This window comes from Stenotrophomonas sp. YAU14D1_LEIMI4_1, assembly GCF_003086815.1.
Lineage (GTDB): Bacteria > Pseudomonadota > Gammaproteobacteria > Xanthomonadales > Xanthomonadaceae > Stenotrophomonas.
Genome location: NZ_CP025997.1, coordinates 3572778 through 3589709, shown reverse-complemented (window position 1 = coordinate 3589709; position 16932 = coordinate 3572778). Strand labels below are relative to the sequence as shown.

At 67.8% G+C, this 16932-nt stretch carries 13 protein-coding genes; 9 read left to right on the top strand and 4 right to left on the bottom strand.

From position 1 onward, the window contains the following. Nucleotides 1-2 precede the first annotated feature (2 nt). The 4 genes from C1932_RS16545 (at nucleotide 3) to C1932_RS16530 (ending at nucleotide 6463) form a co-directional block, all read left to right on the top strand. Nucleotides 3-1031: an SIS domain-containing protein gene (locus C1932_RS16545; protein WP_108762899.1), complete on the top strand. Its 1029-nt coding sequence runs from the start codon at nucleotides 3-5 to the stop codon at nucleotides 1029-1031. After that, a complete protein-coding gene (gene nagA / locus C1932_RS16540) occupies nucleotides 1031-2194 on the top strand; it encodes an N-acetylglucosamine-6-phosphate deacetylase (RefSeq protein ID WP_108762898.1) in 1164 nt (387 codons plus the stop codon). Before C1932_RS16545 ends, nagA begins: the two co-directional genes overlap by 1 nt. Beyond that, entirely contained in the window at nucleotides 2194-3264 is a 1071-nt protein-coding gene (locus tag C1932_RS16535; protein WP_108762897.1) for a heparan-alpha-glucosaminide N-acetyltransferase domain-containing protein, read from the top strand. The genes nagA and C1932_RS16535 overlap by 1 nt, the downstream gene beginning before the upstream one ends. Before the next feature lie 190 nt (nucleotides 3265-3454). Continuing rightward, nucleotides 3455-6463, top strand: coding sequence for an autotransporter outer membrane beta-barrel domain-containing protein (locus C1932_RS16530; protein ID WP_108762896.1), 3009 nt, complete (start codon nucleotides 3455-3457; stop codon nucleotides 6461-6463). A 107-nt stretch (nucleotides 6464-6570) separates the two neighbouring features. Here C1932_RS16530 and C1932_RS16525 read toward each other — a convergent pair whose 3' ends face one another. Then, nucleotides 6571-6966: a hypothetical protein gene (locus C1932_RS16525; RefSeq protein ID WP_108762895.1), complete on the bottom strand. Its 396-nt coding sequence runs from the start codon at nucleotides 6964-6966 to the stop codon at nucleotides 6571-6573. 374 nt (nucleotides 6967-7340) lie between these two features. On the opposite strand from C1932_RS16525, the gene C1932_RS16520 reads away from it, so the two are divergent. Genes C1932_RS16520 through C1932_RS16510 form a run of 3 tightly spaced genes read left to right on the top strand, consistent with a single transcriptional unit; the run spans nucleotide 7341 to nucleotide 9199 of the window. Further along, nucleotides 7341-8375: a S41 family peptidase gene (locus C1932_RS16520; RefSeq protein ID WP_108762894.1), complete on the top strand. Its 1035-nt coding sequence runs from the start codon at nucleotides 7341-7343 to the stop codon at nucleotides 8373-8375. 3 nt (nucleotides 8376-8378) lie between these two features. Further along, nucleotides 8379-8714 carry a hypothetical protein gene (locus tag C1932_RS16515; RefSeq protein WP_108762893.1) on the top strand — a complete coding sequence of 112 codons (336 nt, stop codon included), beginning with the start codon at nucleotides 8379-8381 and terminating at the stop codon, nucleotides 8712-8714. A 50-nt stretch (nucleotides 8715-8764) separates the two neighbouring features. Further along, nucleotides 8765-9199, top strand: coding sequence for an SseB family protein (locus tag C1932_RS16510; protein WP_108762892.1), 435 nt, complete (start codon nucleotides 8765-8767; stop codon nucleotides 9197-9199). Between the two features lie 6 nt (nucleotides 9200-9205). Here the strand turns inward: C1932_RS16510 and C1932_RS16505 are convergent, their stop codons facing one another. Together C1932_RS16505 and C1932_RS16500 are read right to left on the bottom strand one after the other, a co-directional pair. Further along, nucleotides 9206-10426, bottom strand: coding sequence for a multifunctional CCA addition/repair protein (locus C1932_RS16505; protein ID WP_108762891.1), 1221 nt, complete (start codon nucleotides 10424-10426; stop codon nucleotides 9206-9208). Between the two features lie 238 nt (nucleotides 10427-10664). Continuing rightward, nucleotides 10665-12638, bottom strand: coding sequence for a transglycosylase SLT domain-containing protein (locus C1932_RS16500; RefSeq protein ID WP_108762890.1), 1974 nt, complete (start codon nucleotides 12636-12638; stop codon nucleotides 10665-10667). A 164-nt stretch (nucleotides 12639-12802) separates the two neighbouring features. Between C1932_RS16500 and C1932_RS16495 the strand changes: the two genes are divergently transcribed. Further along, nucleotides 12803-13210 (top strand): biopolymer transporter ExbD, encoded by a 408-nt coding sequence (locus tag C1932_RS16495; protein WP_108762889.1) that lies wholly within the window; start codon nucleotides 12803-12805, stop codon nucleotides 13208-13210. An 89-nt stretch (nucleotides 13211-13299) separates the two neighbouring features. Here C1932_RS16495 and C1932_RS19865 read toward each other — a convergent pair whose 3' ends face one another. Continuing rightward, nucleotides 13300-13653, bottom strand: a complete 354-nt coding sequence (locus C1932_RS19865; protein WP_159094556.1) for a hypothetical protein — start codon at nucleotides 13651-13653, stop codon at nucleotides 13300-13302. A gap of 259 nt (nucleotides 13654-13912) precedes the next feature. Between C1932_RS19865 and C1932_RS16485 the strand changes: the two genes are divergently transcribed. Then, a complete protein-coding gene (locus C1932_RS16485) occupies nucleotides 13913-16771 on the top strand; it encodes a TonB-dependent receptor (RefSeq protein WP_108762887.1) in 2859 nt (952 codons plus the stop codon). Nucleotides 16772-16932 lie beyond the last annotated feature (161 nt).

Genomic DNA, 16932 nt, shown 5'->3' with positions numbered 1-16932 from the left:
CCATGTCGCTGTCAGACCCCACCGCCACCCTGATGTTTGCCGAAGCCGCCGAAGCGGCCGATGTGGTCGCAGGCCAGTTCGCCCGCAACCACGCCACCATGGAAACCCTGGCCGCCAGCCTGCGCGCGGCGCCGCCGCCGTTCGTGGTGACCTGCGCGCGCGGCAGTTCCGATCATGCCGCCACCTACGGCAAGTACCTGCTGGAAACCCAGCTGGGCCTGGTGGTGGCCTCGGCTTCGCCGTCGGTGGGTTCGGTCTATGCCGCACCGCTGCAGTTGCGCGGCGCGCTGTTCATCGTCATTTCGCAGTCGGGCAAGAGCCCGGACCTGCTGCGCAATGCCGAGGCCGCCAAGGCCGCCGGCGCACGCGTGGTGGCGCTGGTGAACGTGGAAGATTCGCCGCTGGCGCAGCTGGCCGACACGGTCATTCCGCTGCACGCCGGCGCTGAAAAGAGCGTGGCCGCAACCAAGAGCTACCTGGCCTCGCTGGCCGCACTGCTGCAGTTGGCCGCGTATTGGAAGCAGGACAGCGCCCTGCGCAATGCCTTGGACCTGCTGCCCGATGCACTGCGCGAAGCATGGCAGTGCGACTGGACGGCGCTGACCGACGGTCTGGTCGATGCGCACAACCTGTTCGTGCTGGGCCGTGGCCTGGGCCTGGGCGCAGCACAGGAAGCGGCGTTGAAGTTCAAGGAAACCTGCAGCCTGCACGCCGAGGCCTATAGTTCGGCCGAAGTGAAGCATGGCCCGATGGCGCTGGTGGATCGCGGCTTCCCGGTGCTGGCCTTCGCCCAGCCCGATGAAACCGGCGCCGGCACCCGTGCGGTGGTGGATGAATTCAGCGCACGCGGTGCGCAGGTGTGGCTGGCCGGTGCCGGTGGCAACCTGCCGGTGGCGGCAGCACCGCACCCGCTGTGCGCGCCGCTGCTGACCGTGCAGAGCTTCTATCGCGCGATCAATGCGTTGGCCCTGCGCCGCGGCTTCAACCCGGATCTGCCGCCGCATCTGAACAAGGTTACGGAGACGGTGTGATGGCCTCTGCCCCGCGCAAACAGGTGCTGCGCAACGCGCGCATCCTGACTGGCGATGATTTCCGCGACGATCTGGCGGTCGTGATCGAAGACGGTCGCATCACCGCGCTGCTGCCCGATGCCGCCCCGCAGCTGGGCGCCGCCGGTGAGCAGGTGGACCTGGGTGGCGGCTGGCTGCTGCCCGGCTTCATCGACGTGCAGGTGAATGGTGGCGGCGGTGCGCTGTTCAACAACACACCGGACGTGGCCGCGCTGCGCACCATCGCGCAGGCGCACCGGCGCTTCGGTACCACCGCGATGCTGCCGACGCTGATCAGCGACGACGTGGGCGTGATGCGCGAGGCCATCGCGGCGATGCGCGATGCCATCGCGCAGGGCGTGCCGGGGGTGATCGGCATCCATCTGGAAGGCCCGTACATCGCCCCGGCGCGCAAGGGCACCCACGATGCCAGCAAGTTCCGCGTGCCCGATGCCGAGGAAATCGCGCTGGCCGCTTCGCTGGACAACGGCGTGACCCTGCTGACCCTGGCCCCCGAGCGGGTGCCGCTGGAGTCGATCCGTGCACTGGTGGAGCGTGGGGTGATCGTGGCCGCCGGGCATACCGCCGGCAGCTATGAAGAGATCCGCGCCGGCCTGGATGCCGGCGTGCGTGGCTTCACCCATCTGTACAACGCGATGTCACCGCTGCAGGGGCGCGAGCCTGGTGCGGTCGGTGCCGCGCTGGAAGACCGCGAGAGCTGGATCGGCATCATCGTCGATGGCGTGCACGTGCACCCGGCCAGCCTGCGCGTGGCGCTGGCGGCCAAGCCGCACGGGCGCCTGCTGCTGGTGACCGACGCCATGCCGCCGGTCGGTGCCGATGACCCCAGCTATGTGCTGTACGGCGAAACCATCACCGCCGTGGATGGCGTGGTGCGCAACGCGGCTGGTGCGCTGGCCGGTTCGGCGCTGGACATGGCCACGGCCGTGCGCAACACCGTGCAATTGCTCGGCCAGCCGCTGGCCGAGGCCGCGCGCATGGCGTCGACCTACCCGGCGCAGTTCCTGAACGTGGATGATCGCCTGGGCCACATCGCCGAGGGCTACCAGGCCGACCTGGTGCTGCTGGACGATGCATTGCAGGTGCGCGGCACCTGGATTGCCGGGCAGTACGAGGCCGCGTGATGGGCGCGGCGGCGTCGGCACGGCTGGGCTCGATCGATGCGCTGCGTGGCCTGACCGTGGCCGGCATGCTGCTGGTCAACAACCCCGGTGATTGGGGCGCGGTATTCGCGCCGTTGCGGCATGCCGAGTGGCATGGCTGCACGCCCACCGACCTGGTGTTTCCGTTCTTCCTGTTCCTGGTGGGCGTATCGATGGCCTTCAGCGTGGCCCCGCGTGCGCAGGACCGTGCCGCGCGCCCGGCGTTGGCCAAGGGCGTGCTGGAGCGCGCGCTGCGCATCGCCATTGCCGGGGTGCTGCTGCACCTGCTGGTGTGGTGGGCGCTGCACACGCATCACTTCCGCATCTGGGGGGTGCTGCAGCGCATCGCGCTGTGCGCGGCGCTGGTGGGCGTGCTGGCGGTGTACGCGCGGCCACGCATGCAGCTGGCGCTGCTGGTGGGCCTGCTGGCGGGTTACACGGTGCTGCTGCTGCTGGGCAACGGAGACCTGGCGCCGTTTACCAATCCGGCCAGCCGCTTGGATACCGCGTGGTTTGCGCCGTGGATCTACCAATGGCAGCCTGAAAGCGGCCTGGGCCACGACCCGGAAGGCCTGCTGAGCAGCCTGGGGGCGCTGGCCACCACTGTGCTCGGTCTGCTGGCCGGTGGCCTGCTGCGCGCTGGCCGTGGCGCTGCACTGGCCGGGGTGGGCGTGGCCTGTGCCGTGCTGGGTCTGCTGCTGGCAACGGTGCTGCCGTTGAACAAGCAGCTGTGGACGCCGAGCTACGTGCTGTGGACCGGTGGTCTGGCCGCCTTGGCGCTGTGGCTGGGGCATGTGTTGATTGACCGCCGCGGTTGGCCCGCGCTGGGGCGCCGTTTCGGTGTGAACGCGATTACTGCCTACCTGGGCGCATCGGTGATGTCGGTGGTCCTGCTGGCGACCGGGGCGTGGGGCTGGGTGTGGCAGCAGCTGTCCATGGAGATGCCGGGCGCGCTGGCGCTGGCGTCGCTGCTGCAGGCCGCCGCGTTCGTGGCGCTGTGGTGGGGCGTGGTGTGGTGGCTGGACCGGCGTCGCATTTACTTGAAGATTTGAGCGGGGTGGGGTTGGCGGGTGGAGCATCCACGCATGGCGTGGATCTACTGGTGCCGTCCGGTGGAGGTCACATTTGTCGCGTGATGGAATCTTCACTTCGAGGCTTGGGGGCTTCTTTTAGGGTAGGCGCGCCCGTTTCCTGAGCGGTGCCGTGCATCGCAGTTCCTGACCCCCGTTCCAGGAGTGCTGTATGTCCCGTGCAGACCTGTGTGGCGTGCGTCGTTCGCCCTTGTTCCTGGCCTCGGTGCTGGCCCTGACTGCCCCAGCGGCCTGGGCGGGGTGCGATACCAGCGCGCCCGTGGCCGGCCAGACCGTCACCTGCAGCGCCGATGCGCCGAATCCATACATCACCCCGGTCACGGCCAGTGGCGCCGGCGGCATCAATGTGAACGTGGCCAGCGGCGCGCAACTGCTGCAGAGCGGCGGCGCGACGCCGCTGGCACTGACCGGCGCAGGCGGTCATGTGCTGCTGAACCAGGGCGCGATCACCGCCACTGGCGGCATTGCCGTGCAGCTGGGCGGCGGCAGCCGCGTCGACAACCTGGGCAGCATCAGCACAGGCAACACCACGGCGCTGCAGTTCACCGGCGCCGGTGACAGCGTGCTGGTCAACCGCGGCACGATCAGTGGCCGTACCGGCGTGCAGTTCGGCGCCGGCAATGATCGGCTGGAGATGCTCGCAGGCAGCATCACCGGTGCCGTACTGCAGGGCGATGGCAACGACGTGCTGCTGCTGCTCGACGATGGCACCCTGGACAGCGTTGACCAGGGCAACGGCGATGACCAGATGACCGTGCGCGGCGGCACCATTACCGGGCTGGTCACGCAGGGCAGCGGTGCCGACGATTTCGTCATGAGCGGCGGCAGCATCGGCGCCCTGCAGCAGGGCGACAACATCGATACCTTCCGCATGAGCGGTGGCCGTATCGTCGGTGCGTTCGAAGATGGCGACCAGGCCTGGATGACCGGCGGCCGCATCGGCCGGGTCAACATGAAGCTGGACAAGAACCTGTGGGACCAGTCCGGCGGCACGGTGGACGGCAACGTGGTGACCGGTTTCGATACCGACACCATCATCATTTCCGGCACCGCCTATATCGGCGGCAACATCAGCGTGAGCGGTGGCGCCGACAGCGTGACCATCACCGATGGCACCGTGCGCGGGCAGATACTGCTCAGTACCGGCAACGACACCTTCAACTGGAACGGCGGCGGCATCGTCTATGGCGCCATCGATGCCGGCCCCGACGATGACGTGGCCACGCTGGCCAATCTCAACCAGGGCAACCTGGGCGCGGTGCCGCTGTTCGACGGCGGCAGTGGCAACGACCGGCTTGCGCTCAGCAACGTCAAGATGACCGGCGTGGGCCGCCTGCAGAACTGGGAAGCCATCGGCCTGGCCAGCAGCACCGAGCTGACCTTCGATGGCGATCTGCGGCTGGGCGACAGTGCAACCGGCACCGGCACGCTCACCCTGGATGACACCAGCACGCTGTACGCGGGCAGCGGTTCCAATGCGGTGCGCCCGTTCACCGGCAGCGCGCTGGTGAACGTGGTCAACGCCGGGCGCATCGATCTGACCGGCGTAGGTGCCGGCGATGTATTCACGATCCGCGGCAACTACCGGGGTGAGGGTGGCGGTCTGTACCTGCGCACCGTGCTGGGCGCGGACGATTCGGTCACTGACCGCCTGGTGATCGATGGCGGCGCGGCAACCGGCACGACCGGCATCGGCGTCCTCAATGCCGGCGGTGGCGGCGCGGCCACGCTGGCCGACGGCATCCTGGTGGTGCAGGCGCTGAACGGTGCGACCACCGCTGCCGGTGCGTTCTCGCTGTTCGCCCCGGTGTCGGCCGGTGCCTACGAGTACTTCCTGTTCAAGGGCGGGGTAAGCGCGGGCAGCGGTGAGAACTGGTACCTGCGCTCCACCCTCGTATCCGGCCCGACCCCGGCACCCAGCGGAACCGGCAGCACCGCCGAGCCGCCGCCGCCCACGCCGCCCGTGGCGCCGCCGCCCGCGATTGCACCGGCCCCGCCACCGCCGCCCGAAGGGGCGGTGGACCCGGACCTGACCGCTGCCGAGACCGCGCCCCCGGCGCCCCCGCCGCAGCCGGCCGACGTTGCCCCGCCCAGCGATCCGCCGGTGCCCGACGTGCCGGTGACCGGTGGCGCACTACCGGGCCTGGGCCCAGCGCCCAGCGCCGGCGCGCGACCCGCGCAGGGCGACGTGGTGCCGTTGTACCGCCTGGAAACGGCCACCTATGCGGTGGTGCCGCCGCTGCTGCGTGAGGCGTCGCTGGCCAGCCTGGGCACCTTCCATGAGCGCCAGGGCGAGCAGCGTCTGCTGTACAACACCGGTGCCCTGCGCACCGCCTGGGGCCGGCTGGTCGGGCAGAGCAGCGAGATCCATTGGAAGGGCGACGCCCAGCCCGGCTTCGACGGCGATCTGATGGGCGTGCAGGCCGGCCTGGACGTCTGGGCCGCCGCCGCTGACGCACACCGCAACCAGATCGGCGTGTTCGTCGGCCGCACCCGCGCCGATGGCCGGGTGACCGGCCTGGCCCTAGGCTGGGAGAACGTGCAGGTGGGCCAGAGCCGCCTGGACGACAAGCACGTAGGCCTGTACTGGACGCTGACCGGAAGCGAAGGCGGCTACCTGGACGCGGTAGCGATGCAGAGCCGCTATGACGGCCGCATGCGCTCATCGCGCGGGCTGGGCATCGATGTGCGCGGTGACGGCACCACGCTGTCGCTGGAAGCCGGCAAGCCCCTGCTGCAGTTCGGGCAATCGGCGTGGTGGCTGGAACCGCAGGTACAGGTGATCTGGCAACGCAGTTCGCTGGATGACCAGCGCGACGCGGTGTCGGCGGTGTCGTTCGACAGTGACAACGCCTGGACCGGCCGCGTGGGCCTGCGCCTGGCCGCTGATTATCAGTTGGCCGACAACGGCTGGCAGCCGTACTTCAAGCTGAATTACTGGCACGGCCGTTCCGGCGAGGATCGCGTGCAGTTCGACACCGACGTGATAACCAGCGCGCAACGCTCGCGCGCGCTGGAAGCCGGCGTCGGCGTGGTGGGGCGCTTCAACCGCACCATCAGTGCCTATGCCGTGGCCGACTACACCCGTGAAGTGGGCGGAAGCCGCAACGAAGAACGGCGCGTGATCGAAGGCAACATCGGCCTGCGTGCAGACTGGTAGTGCCGGGCCCCCGCTTTGGTAGGTGTCGACCTTGGTCGACACGCCATGACCCCGTAGCGTCGAGCTTGCTCGACGGCTGTTGGCAACGCACTCGAGCAAGCTCGACGCTACCGGCGGCTACCGACAACGTCATGAACCAGCGCACCGGCATGCTCGGCCAGCACCACCACCGCCTGCAGCAACCCTTCTTCCACCTGCGCCGGGCACTGCGCGGCCACATCATCCAGCTCCCGCGCCGACTGCGCCGCCAGCAGCACGCCACCGCAGGCCGATAACGCTGCCAGACAGCGCGTAGCGTTGGCCAGATCCCGCCCGCGCGCATCGTCAGCCTCGTGTGCCACGCCGCGTACCCGGGTGAAGAATGCCGATGGCGGTGTGGTTTCTGCGGCGTCCATCAACGCATCTTCCAGGGCCTCGGCCACGGCATTGGGCAACGCCAGCCCGGGCAGCGCATTGCCCAGCAGGGCTTGCAGACGGGGATAGGTGGGGTAGAGCGTGGTCATGGCGGCAACCTCACAAGGCAAGGCCACCTGCGGCGTGCAAGGTGGCGGGCGGTGCGGGTTGGCGTGCCGGTCAAAATCCAAGCGAAAAAGCCGACGGATCGCGAGGATCCCCACGCACCGCCCGCCATGGGCGAGCCGATGCATTGTCGTAATTGCCGCTGAGTCGGCAAGTCGATCGCTTGAATGTTTGATTCAGGACGCCAATCCCGGCCAACGCTGGATGCGTTGGCAAAGCCACCTTCGCCGTTTCACTGCAGCGCAGCCATGAGCAAAGTTGCAAATCCTGCCGTGGCCCAGGAGTGCGAAACACGACACGTCGCGCGACGTCCAAGGGCGTATCCTCGTTCCTCCATCTTCCGGCGAAGGAACGTCGAATGCCCATGGGTTTCCGCACCACGGTTCTGGCACTGACCGCCGCAATGGCGGCACCTGCCCACGCCATCGAACTGCCCGCACGGCAGGCCCAGATCGAACTGGTGGACCTGCTGGAGCGCGAGGCGCTCTACCGTGATCGCGTGGACTGGCCGGAGATCCGTGCACGCATGAGTGCAGCGCAGGGCAACCCGGAGAAGATACGCGACGTGCTGAAGGAAGCCATTGGCCGCAGCTCGGGCGGGCACGGTGCGTGGCTCAGCCCGAAGCGGATGCGCGCGGAAGCGCAGCGGCCAGGAGGGGCCAACACCGCTGGCGCCGCCAACGCCACCGGTACAGGCATGACAGCCACGTCGACCGATATGCCGCCTGTTGACCCACGCATCGGCTGGGTCGAGATCGGCGCGTTCTCCATCGTTCCCGGCCCGGAGCTGCAGCAGAAGATGCAGCAACGCGCCGCGCGCTGGCAGGCGACCATCGGGGAGCAGGACAACGGCGCCCGCTGCGGCTGGATCGTGGATCTGCGCGGCAACACCGGCGGCAACATGTGGCCCATGCTGCTGGGCGTCGCCCCGTTGCTGCGGATGACCGCCGGCGATGACGAGACCGTGGGCGCGTTCGTCACCGCCGACGGCCCTTCCACTTGGCAGTCCACACCATCTGGCCTGCGTCTGGGCGCGGGCGCCATCGGTGATCTGGGTAAGCCGGGTTATCAGCTGAAGCATGCCGCAGCGCCCGTGGCCGTTCTTACTGGGCCGCGCACCGCCAGTGCCGGCGAAGCGACGGCGCTGGCGTTCCGTGGTCGCCCGCAGGCGCGCAGCTTCGGCGAACCCACCCGCGGTGTGTCCACCGCCAATGTGGTGCGGCCGCTGGTCGATGGCAGTTCCCTGGTGCTGACCACCAGCGTGATGCAGGACCGCTACGGTCGCGGCGATGGGCGGAAGATCGTGCCTGACGAACATACCCGCGGCGCTGCAGCCACCTTTGCCGCCGCCCAGGCGTGGTTGCTGGCGCAGCCGGCCTGTAGCGGAGGCTGAAGGATGCTGCTGATCGGCCAGCAGGAACGAGTGGTGGTGGTCGGCCCGACCGAGGCGCACCACTGCCTGCGCTGCCAGACAGAAACCGACTTCGCCCCACAGCTGCGCTACCGCATGGCGCGCATCGATCTGCTGTTCGGCTTCGTCTACCAGCGCCGCTACGAGCTGGCCTGCACCGGCTGCGGCCATGGCTGGGTGCTGGACACCGAGACCCTGGACCAGCAGCTGGGCAGGGTGCCGATTCCGTTTCGGCACCGCTTCGGCCTGCCGCTGATGCTGGTGGTGGTGGCTGGGCTGGCGGTGGCGGGGTGGATGTGGCGGCAAGGCTATCTGGCCTGAGCTCCCGGCCTGCTAAAGTGGTGCCCAGCAATCACGTACCGGAAGCGACCATGGACCATGACACGCCGTTTGAACCCACCAACGACCTGGAGGTCCGCCTGCTGCAGGCACAGGACGGCACGCTGACCGCCGCGCAGTTCCTGGACGGCCTGCTGACCGCGCCGGTGTTCGTGCTGCTGGACAAGGCCATTGGCGAAGATGGCGCCTGGGACGAGAGCATTTCACCGCTGGTGCTGACCAGCGAAAGCGGCGAGCCGATGTTTGCGGTGTTCACCGCGCCGGAACGTGCCGAGCTGTGGCACGAACAGCTGCCGCAGTTTGCCCACGCCATGCCGATTGCCGTGCACGCGCTGCTGTCGGGCATTGGCGAGGGCGTTGGCCTGGTGCTGAACCCCGGCCTGGACGTGGGCATGGAGATGATTCCCGATGCCGTGGCCCAGCTGAAGGAGCGCGCCGCGGCGATTACCCGCGGCATGGCAAACTGACCGCGCTCAGCGCGCCGCCGCGATCGCCTTCACCCGCGCCCTGGCCAGCGCTTCGCCAATGGCCGGACCTTTCAGGTGGGTGGTATCCAGATCGCGCGCCTGCACTGACAACGCGGCCTGGTGCAGGCGCTTGAGCGTTTCGCCCTGCGGGTAGTCGCTGTCTTCGAAACCCAGCCGGCCGCGCTTGTCGGCCTCGCAGCACAGCGCGATGCGCGCCACCCGTTCGGGCCGGCGCAGGGCATCGCAGCGGCCGAGCAGTTCCAGCACGGTGGCATCGCGCAGTTCGTCGATGCGGTGTACGTTCAAGTGTTCGCGGCAGACCGCCTCCGCCAGCTGCTGGTGCTCGGTGGGAATCTTCAGCCGTGCGCACAGTTCCTTCAGCGGCTTCACGCCACGCTGCTCGTGCATGATGTGGCGCGGCCATTCGTCTTGCGGGGTCAGGCCCTTGCCGAGGTCGTGGGTGAGGGCGGCGAAGCCCACAAGATCATCGCCCGGCGCCAGGCGTGCGGCCATGTCGCTGACCATTTCCTGGTGGATGCCAGTGTCGATTTCCGGATGGAATTCGGCGCGTTGCGGCACGCCATACAGCGCTTCCAGTTCCGGCAGGATCGAGCCCAGCGCGTGCGCGTCGTGCAGGGTGCGCAGGAAGGCGGACGGGCGTTCGCAGACCAGCGCCTTGCGCAGTTCCTGCCAGACGCGTTCGGGCACCAGCGCATCCAGTTCGCCACTGGCGGCGACCTCGCGCATCAGCGCCATGGTTTCGCTGGCGACGGTAAAGCCCAGCGGCGCGAAGCGCGCCATGAAGCGCGCCGCGCGCAGCACGCGCAGCGGGTCTTCCACGAATGCCGGGCCGACATGCCGCAGCACGCGCTGCTGCAGATCGCGCGCACCACCGTAGGGGTCGACCAGGGTGCCGGTGTCTTCGTCGCAGGCAATGGCGTTTATGGTGAAATCGCGGCGCTGCAGATCCTCTTCCAGAGTGACTGCCGGATCGGCATCGACCACGAAGCCGCGATAGCCGCGGCCGGATTTGCGTTCGGTGCGCGCCAGCGCGTATTCCTCCCCCGTTTTCGGATGCAGGAACACCGGGAAATCGCGGCCCACGGCGGTGTAGCCCTGCGCTTCCATCTGCGCGGGGGTGGCGCCGACCACCACCCAGTCACGGTCGCCGGGGGGGCGCTGCAGCAGACGGTCGCGCACGGCGCCGCCGACAAGATAGATCTTCATGTAGGGATGATCGCATGGCGGGTGGTGGCGTCGAGGGTGCGCGACCGGGCGACTTCGTAGAGTCGAGCTTGCTCGGCTGCGTGGATTCAGTCGAGCAAGCTCGACTCTACCAACAGCAGTCGAGCAAGCTCGACTCTACCAACAGCAGTCGAGCAAGCTCGACTCTACCAACAGCAGTCGAGCAAGCTCGACTCTACCCGTGCCGGTCGAGCATGCCCGGCGGCACCCGCCGCGTTGATCAATCCCCGCCCTGCTCGGCATTGGTGGCGCAGGTGAAGGCTTTGCGCTTGTCCACCAGGCGGCCCATCAGGCGGTCGCTGAGCGGCAGGGCATTGCCGTTGAGGCGCCAGTCGTAGATCACGCTGAAGGCCAGCACGCGGGCCACGTACTCGCGCGTTTCCTTGTAGCTGATGGTCTCGATCCACAGGTCCGGGTCGAAGCCCGGGCGCTGGGTCTGCCAACGCGCGGTCGGGGTCGGCCCGGCGTTGTAGGCGGCGATGGTCACGTACGGCAGGCCGTCGTACTTGTTCATCAGCTGGCGCAGGTACGCAGTGCCGATGGCGATGTTGGTGTCCGGGTCGTACAGGCTGTCGGCGCCGCCGTAGCCGGTCAGGCCGATCGACTTGGCCACGCTGGCACCGGTGGTGGGCAGCACCTGCATCAGGCCCATGGCGTTGGCAGGCGAGCGCGCGCGCGGGGTGAAGGTGCTCTCGGCGCGGATCTCGGCGGCCACCCAGGCCGGGTCGATGGCGTTGCGCGCCGATTCGCGGCGGATGGTGCTGTCGTGGTGCAGCGGGAAGCGTAGGTCGTACAGGCGCTGTTCCTGCGGCTGCTTGCCCAGCGCGAACACGGCGCGGTCGAACCAGCCGTGGTCCTGCGCCACGCGCACGGCCAGGCGGCGCTGGGTGTCATCGAAGCGCGACAGCGCGCTGTTCCATTCGGCCACGGCCCAGCCGGTGCGGTCGATCTGGTACAGCGCCATGGCGCGCTGGATGGCCGGATCGCGGGCGACCGCGGCCTGCGCCTGGGCGCTGTCGTTGGGCTTCCACGGGCACAGCGTGTACGCCTGCTGCAGCTTGTCGGCCGCCAGGAAGCCGTGGAAGGTGGGCGCGCGCGCGGCATCGCGGAACAGCGGCTGTGCCTGCTGCACCTGCCCCGTCTTTTCCAGCATGCGCCCTTCGAAATACGCCCAGCGCGAATCGCTGCGCTGCTTGCTGCCCATCTTGCGGATCGCGGCCAGCGCGGCCGGCCAATCGCCGCGCGACATCGCCTCGCGGGCGCGCCATTCGTGCAGGCGCTCGTCGTAGGCCGATTCAGGCACGGCATTGAGGCGGCGCGCCGAATCGGGCAGGTATGAGGCCACGGTCCACAGCGCGATCTGGTAGCGCACCTTGCCTTGCTGCTCGGCGCTCAGGCCCAGTGCCTGCGCGTACTGCGGCAGTTGCTGTTCGGTGGCGCCGGGGTCGGCCTTGGCCAGTTTTTCCAGGCCGTCGGTGGCGATGCGCCGGCTGCGCTCGGTGCGCGGCCAGTTCAGGGCGCTGGCATTGGGGCGGTCGACAAAGGCGGCATAGCTGTTGGCCTGGGCCAGCTCGGCAGCCGGCAGGCCACGCGCGGCGCTGCGCATTACTGCCGGCTGCTGGGCATCGGCGGCGGCATCGATGCGTTCCCAGCGCAGGGCATCGCTCATGCCGCCCTGCGCCTGCAGCACGGCGAACACCGCATCGCAGGCATCGGGCAGCGACTTGCCGTTCTTGCGCCACAGGTCCTGCGCTTCGCTGGTCCACTGCGCGTCCACCTTGCCGGTGGCCTGGCGGGCGGTCAGCTGCGCGCAGCGCAGGCCCAGGTTTTCGGTCGGCGCCCAGTTGGCCAGCAGGGTGGGCCAATCCTGGCGGCGGGCCACCGACGGCAGCCACACGCTGCGGAAGCTGTTGGCCACGGCCTGGCCGTCATAGCGTTTCAGGAAGGCCTGGGCCTGGCCGTTGTCCACGCTGTCGATGTTGCGCCGCAATTGCGCGAACTCGACCCAGCCATAGGCCGGGTGGCGGCTGAGCGCGGCGGCCTGGGCGGGCGCCAGCTGGCCACGCTCGGCGGCGTCCAGCGCGGCCTTCAACTGGCCGCTCTGGGCATCAAGGGACTGGGCACTGGCGCAGCCGATCAGCAGCGTGGTGGCCAGCGGGAACAGGATCAGGGCGGTCGAAGAGCGTCGGGTCATGGCCCCAGCATAGCGGGCGATGGCTGAATTCAGTTTCGCGCAGCGTGCACGTGTGGCGCGGGCAAACGGCGGCTGAACGACTACCTGCGCAGCACTGCCAGTGTGGGCGATGTGCGGCGTAAGTTCGGCCACAGGGCAAGCGGCCCTGCTGCAGGGAGCGGCACATGGCATTCAGTAGCGCAGGACGAAGCGGACCACTGGCTGAGATCAACGTAACGCCACTGGTGGATGTGATGCTGGTGTTGTTGATCATCTTCATCGTGACCGCACCGATCGTGGCGCGGCCGATCACGGTGAATCTGCCGCAGGCCACCGACCGGGTGGTACAGCGGCCGGACCCGCCGCCGCCCATCGAGCTGCGCCTGGATGCGGCCAGCCAGTTGAGCTGGAACGGGCAGCCGATGGCCATCGGTGATCTGCAGCAGCGCCTGCGTGCGCAGGCGGGCGAGCACGCCGGGAACCTGCCGGAGCTGCGCATCAGCAGCGATCCTTCGGCCGAGTATGAAGGCATGGCGCGCATCCTGGCCGCGGCCGAGGCTACGGGCATGCAGCGGATCGCATTCGTGCGTTGACACGGTGCAACCGGCGTTGAGGGGCTCTGCCTACTCAACGCCGGTCTGGCGCTCAGTACTGGCGGCAGTACACCGTCCGGCCGTCCCAGCTACAGGACATGCGACTGCTGTCGCCACGCTGCACGGTCAGCCCCTTGATCCAGCGTTGTGGAAGTGCCGTCGACGATGCGCAGGAACGCCATCTGGATCTGATTGGGCACCGGGGTGGGAAGGCCCCGCCATTTTCTGAACTCGCGATCGTATTCGACGTTGAATGCAGTAAGTCGTGCTCGCTCGAAGTCCATGACCACCGTCAGGCCAGCGCCCGATGGCAGCGCTGCATCCCGGGGGGACACACAGTTGTTGCATTCGACCAGCCCGCCCGCGCGGGCTTTGGTGGGCAATGACAGCAGGGCAATTGCAAGGAGCGCTGCGGGCAGCAGCACGGCACTGAGTGCTTTCACGATGGGACCTCGCGTTTAGCGTCGGAAGCATCAGTCTGTGATGAAGCTGCACGCAAGTTCGCTGGGACACTTGAGTTTCAAACAATTCCTAATCGTTCGCCACCGCTGCGGATACGGGTGATTCATTCGTCAAAAGCACGTGAAAGAGTGTTCTTCATCACGTCGTCATTTTTACAGGTTGTTTACAAAGGAGACGCTGCCGCCATGCAGGAGGGAGCGCGGCAGTCACTGTCCCGACATTCCTTTGGAGAGAGAGCGAATGAAGTACCTGCATCACCGCCCCTTGGCGGTTGCCGTCGCCCTGTGCGTGACGGCTCTGGCACCCCTGGGTGCCGCGGCCCAATCCACCACCGATCTGGACCGCGTTGAAGTAACCGGTACGCGCATCAAGCGCGCCGAAGTGGAAGGCCAGGTGCCGATCCAGACCCTGACGCGCAGCGAGATTGAACGCACCGGCCTGAACTCCATCGGCGAGGTGCTGCAGCAGTTGACCGGTTCCGGCTCGGCGCTCAATGCCAAGTTCAATTCTTCCGGCAACTTCGGCTTCCCGCCCGATGGCAGCGGTGTGGGCGCCGGTTCGGCGCAGGTCGATCTGCGCCACCTGGGCGCCAAGCGCGTGCTGGTGCTGGTCGATGGCATCCGCTGGGTGAATGAATCGTCCGCTTCCGGCGTGGGCGCGGCCACCGATCTGAACACCATTCCGCTGGCGATTGTTGAGCGCATCGAAGTGCTGGAAGACGGGGCTTCGTCGCTGTACGGCTCCGATGCGATTGCCGGCGTGGTCAACATCATCACCCGTCGCGATTTCGATGGTGGCCAGGTCACCTTGAACTACGGCGAATACAGCAAGGGCGATGGCACGCAGAAGGGCGTGGACCTGGCCTGGGGTACGCGCGGTGACCGCTACAGCCTGTTCGTGGGCGGCAGCTGGACCAAGCAGGACGCGGTGTATGCGCGTGACCGCGAGCAGTCGCGCTTCCCGGTACCGGGCACCGGCCTGGCGCTGGGCAGTTCGGCCACGCCGGATGGCCGCTTCATCTTCACCGACCCCAACACCGGCACCACCCACGACCTGACCCCGAACGCCGGCACGCGGCCGACATACAACGGCGGTGACGGCTGCGCGCGCACCGATGGCTACCACTGCTTCGGCACGGCCGATCGCTTCAACTTCGCCGAATACAACATGGTGCTGACGCCGTCGGAGCGCAAAGGCATCTTTGGTCAGTTCCGTTTCGACTTCAGCGACAACGTGCAGTGGTACGTGAAGGCACTGGGCAACCGCCGTGAATCGACCAACCAGGCCGCACCGGAGCCGCTGTTCTTCGGCCCCGAAGCCGGCACCGGCAATCCGCTGGCCGACAACATCGTCATTTCCGCACTGAACCCCTACAACCCGTTCGGCTTCACCCTGGATTCGTCGGACAACCTGATCATGATTGGCCGACGCCCGCTGGAAGGCGGCGCGCGCGTGTTCGAGCAGAAGGTGGATACGCAGTACTTTGCCACCGGCCTGGAAGGCAATTTCCAGGCGGCCGACCGCCAGTGGTACTGGGACGTGAACGGCATGTACAGCAAGAACAAGGCCACCCAGACCAACTACGGCAGCTACAACATCTACAACATCAACCTGGCGCTGGGTGATCCGGCCATCTGCGCGGCCACGCCGGGCTGCGTGCCGCTGGATATCTTCGGTGGCGCCGGCTCGATCACCCCGGCCATGCTGCAGTGGATCCAGCCGGTGGTGCGCGACCGCAGCCAGAACGAGCTGACCCTGTTTACCGCCAATCTGTCCAGCGAGCTGTTCAACCTGCCCGCCGGTGCGGTGTCCTTCGCCACCGGTCTGGAACACCGCAAGTACGAAGGCTGGTACCAGCCTGATCCGCTGACGGTGATCGGCCATTACAACGGCGTGCCGTCGCAGCCGACGTCCGGTTCGTACGATGTGAATGAAGCGTACCTGGAATTGAACGTGCCGCTGTTCGCCGCCCCGTCCTATGGCGGCAAGCTGGATTTGAGCGTGGCCGGGCGCTATTCGGATTACTCCACCTTCGGTGGCGAGTTCACGCCCAAGTACGGCCTGCGCTGGCAGGTGACCAACGACTTCGTGCTGCGCACCACCTATGCCGAAGGCTTCCGCGCACCGTCGATCGGTGAACTGTATGGTTCGGCCGCGCGTGCCGACCTGCAGATCTTCGACCCGTGCTCGATCGGTCTGGGTGGCACCGCACCGCGTGGCAGTGCGGCCAACTGTGCCGCGCTGGGCGTGCCGACCGGTTTCCAGCAGGCCAATTCGCAGATCTCGGTAACCACCGGCGGCAACCGCGAGCTGGACCCGGAACGTTCGCGCAGCTTCAGCGCCGGCTTCGTGTGGAGCCCGTGGTTCGGCAACAACGCCAGCTGGTCCGAGCGCTTCGACGTGGACGTGACCTTCTACCGGCACACCATCGACGGCGCGATCCAGGCCATCAACGCGCAGACCCAGCTGGACCTGTGCGTGGATACCCTGGACCCGCTGTACTGCGATGGCATCACCCGCGCCAGCACCGGGGGCATCAACGGCTTCAACAACCGCCTGACCAACCTGGGCTCGATCAAGACCGATGGCTGGGACGTGGACCTGCACTGGACGCTGCCGCAGAGCGCGGCCGGCCAGTTCAAGATCGGCTGGCAGAACACCTTCGTGGGCCGTTACGAGGCCACCGGTGCGGCCGGGCAGAAGCAGCCGCAGGGGCCGGGCATCGAAGTGGCTGACAGCTCCATTCCCGAATGGACCAGCAATCTGTCGCTGGGCTGGACGCTGGGCAACTGGAGCGCGAACTGGACGATGCGCCACATTTCCGAGCTGACCGAAGACTGCGGCGATGCGGTGGCGTTCGCGGTGTGCAGCGACCAGGCAGCGGGCACCAACACGCTGGCGGCCACCACCTTCCACGATGCGCAGGTGGGCTACCGGATTGAATGGATGAAGGGGCTGCAGCTTACCGCTGGCCTGAACAACGTGTTCGACAAGGATCCGCCGATCTGCCTGTCGTGCTCGTTGAACGGCTACGACGCCTCGACGTATGACATTCCGCGTGGGCGCTACTGGTACCTGCGCGCGGATCTGCGGTTCTGATGGGAGAGCACCGCGCCGGGATCACCCCGGCGCGGTGCTTGCTGCGCTGGGACAGGGCGGGGGCTTGCTGTGCTGTGGACCGCACGGGCGGGGTGCTTGCTGTGCTGTGACCGATCGTGTGGGGGGGCTTGCTGCGCTTTGGACCGACCGGGCGGGGTGCT

Bases quoted from the DNA above. Each gene is read 5' to 3' on its own strand.
- C1932_RS16545 (WP_108762899.1), top strand. From the start codon at position 3: ATGTCGCTGTCAGACCCCACCGCCACCCTGATGTTTGCCGAAGCCGCC.
- C1932_RS16485 (WP_108762887.1), top strand. From the start codon at position 13,913: ATGAAGTACCTGCATCACCGCCCCTTGGCGGTTGCCGTCGCCCTGTGC.
- C1932_RS16520 (WP_108762894.1), top strand. From the start codon at position 7,341: ATGCCCATGGGTTTCCGCACCACGGTTCTGGCACTGACCGCCGCAATG.
- C1932_RS16510 (WP_108762892.1), top strand. From the start codon at position 8,765: ATGGACCATGACACGCCGTTTGAACCCACCAACGACCTGGAGGTCCGC.
- C1932_RS16535 (WP_108762897.1), top strand. From the start codon at position 2,194: ATGGGCGCGGCGGCGTCGGCACGGCTGGGCTCGATCGATGCGCTGCGT.
- C1932_RS16495 (WP_108762889.1), top strand. From the start codon at position 12,803: ATGGCATTCAGTAGCGCAGGACGAAGCGGACCACTGGCTGAGATCAAC.
- C1932_RS16515 (WP_108762893.1), top strand. From the start codon at position 8,379: ATGCTGCTGATCGGCCAGCAGGAACGAGTGGTGGTGGTCGGCCCGACC.
- C1932_RS16530 (WP_108762896.1), top strand. From the start codon at position 3,455: ATGTCCCGTGCAGACCTGTGTGGCGTGCGTCGTTCGCCCTTGTTCCTG.
- C1932_RS16505 (WP_108762891.1), bottom strand. From the start codon at position 10,426: ATGAAGATCTATCTTGTCGGCGGCGCCGTGCGCGACCGTCTGCTGCAG.
- nagA (WP_108762898.1), top strand. From the start codon at position 1,031: ATGGCCTCTGCCCCGCGCAAACAGGTGCTGCGCAACGCGCGCATCCTG.
- C1932_RS16525 (WP_108762895.1), bottom strand. From the start codon at position 6,966: ATGACCACGCTCTACCCCACCTATCCCCGTCTGCAAGCCCTGCTGGGC.
- C1932_RS16500 (WP_108762890.1), bottom strand. From the start codon at position 12,638: ATGACCCGACGCTCTTCGACCGCCCTGATCCTGTTCCCGCTGGCCACC.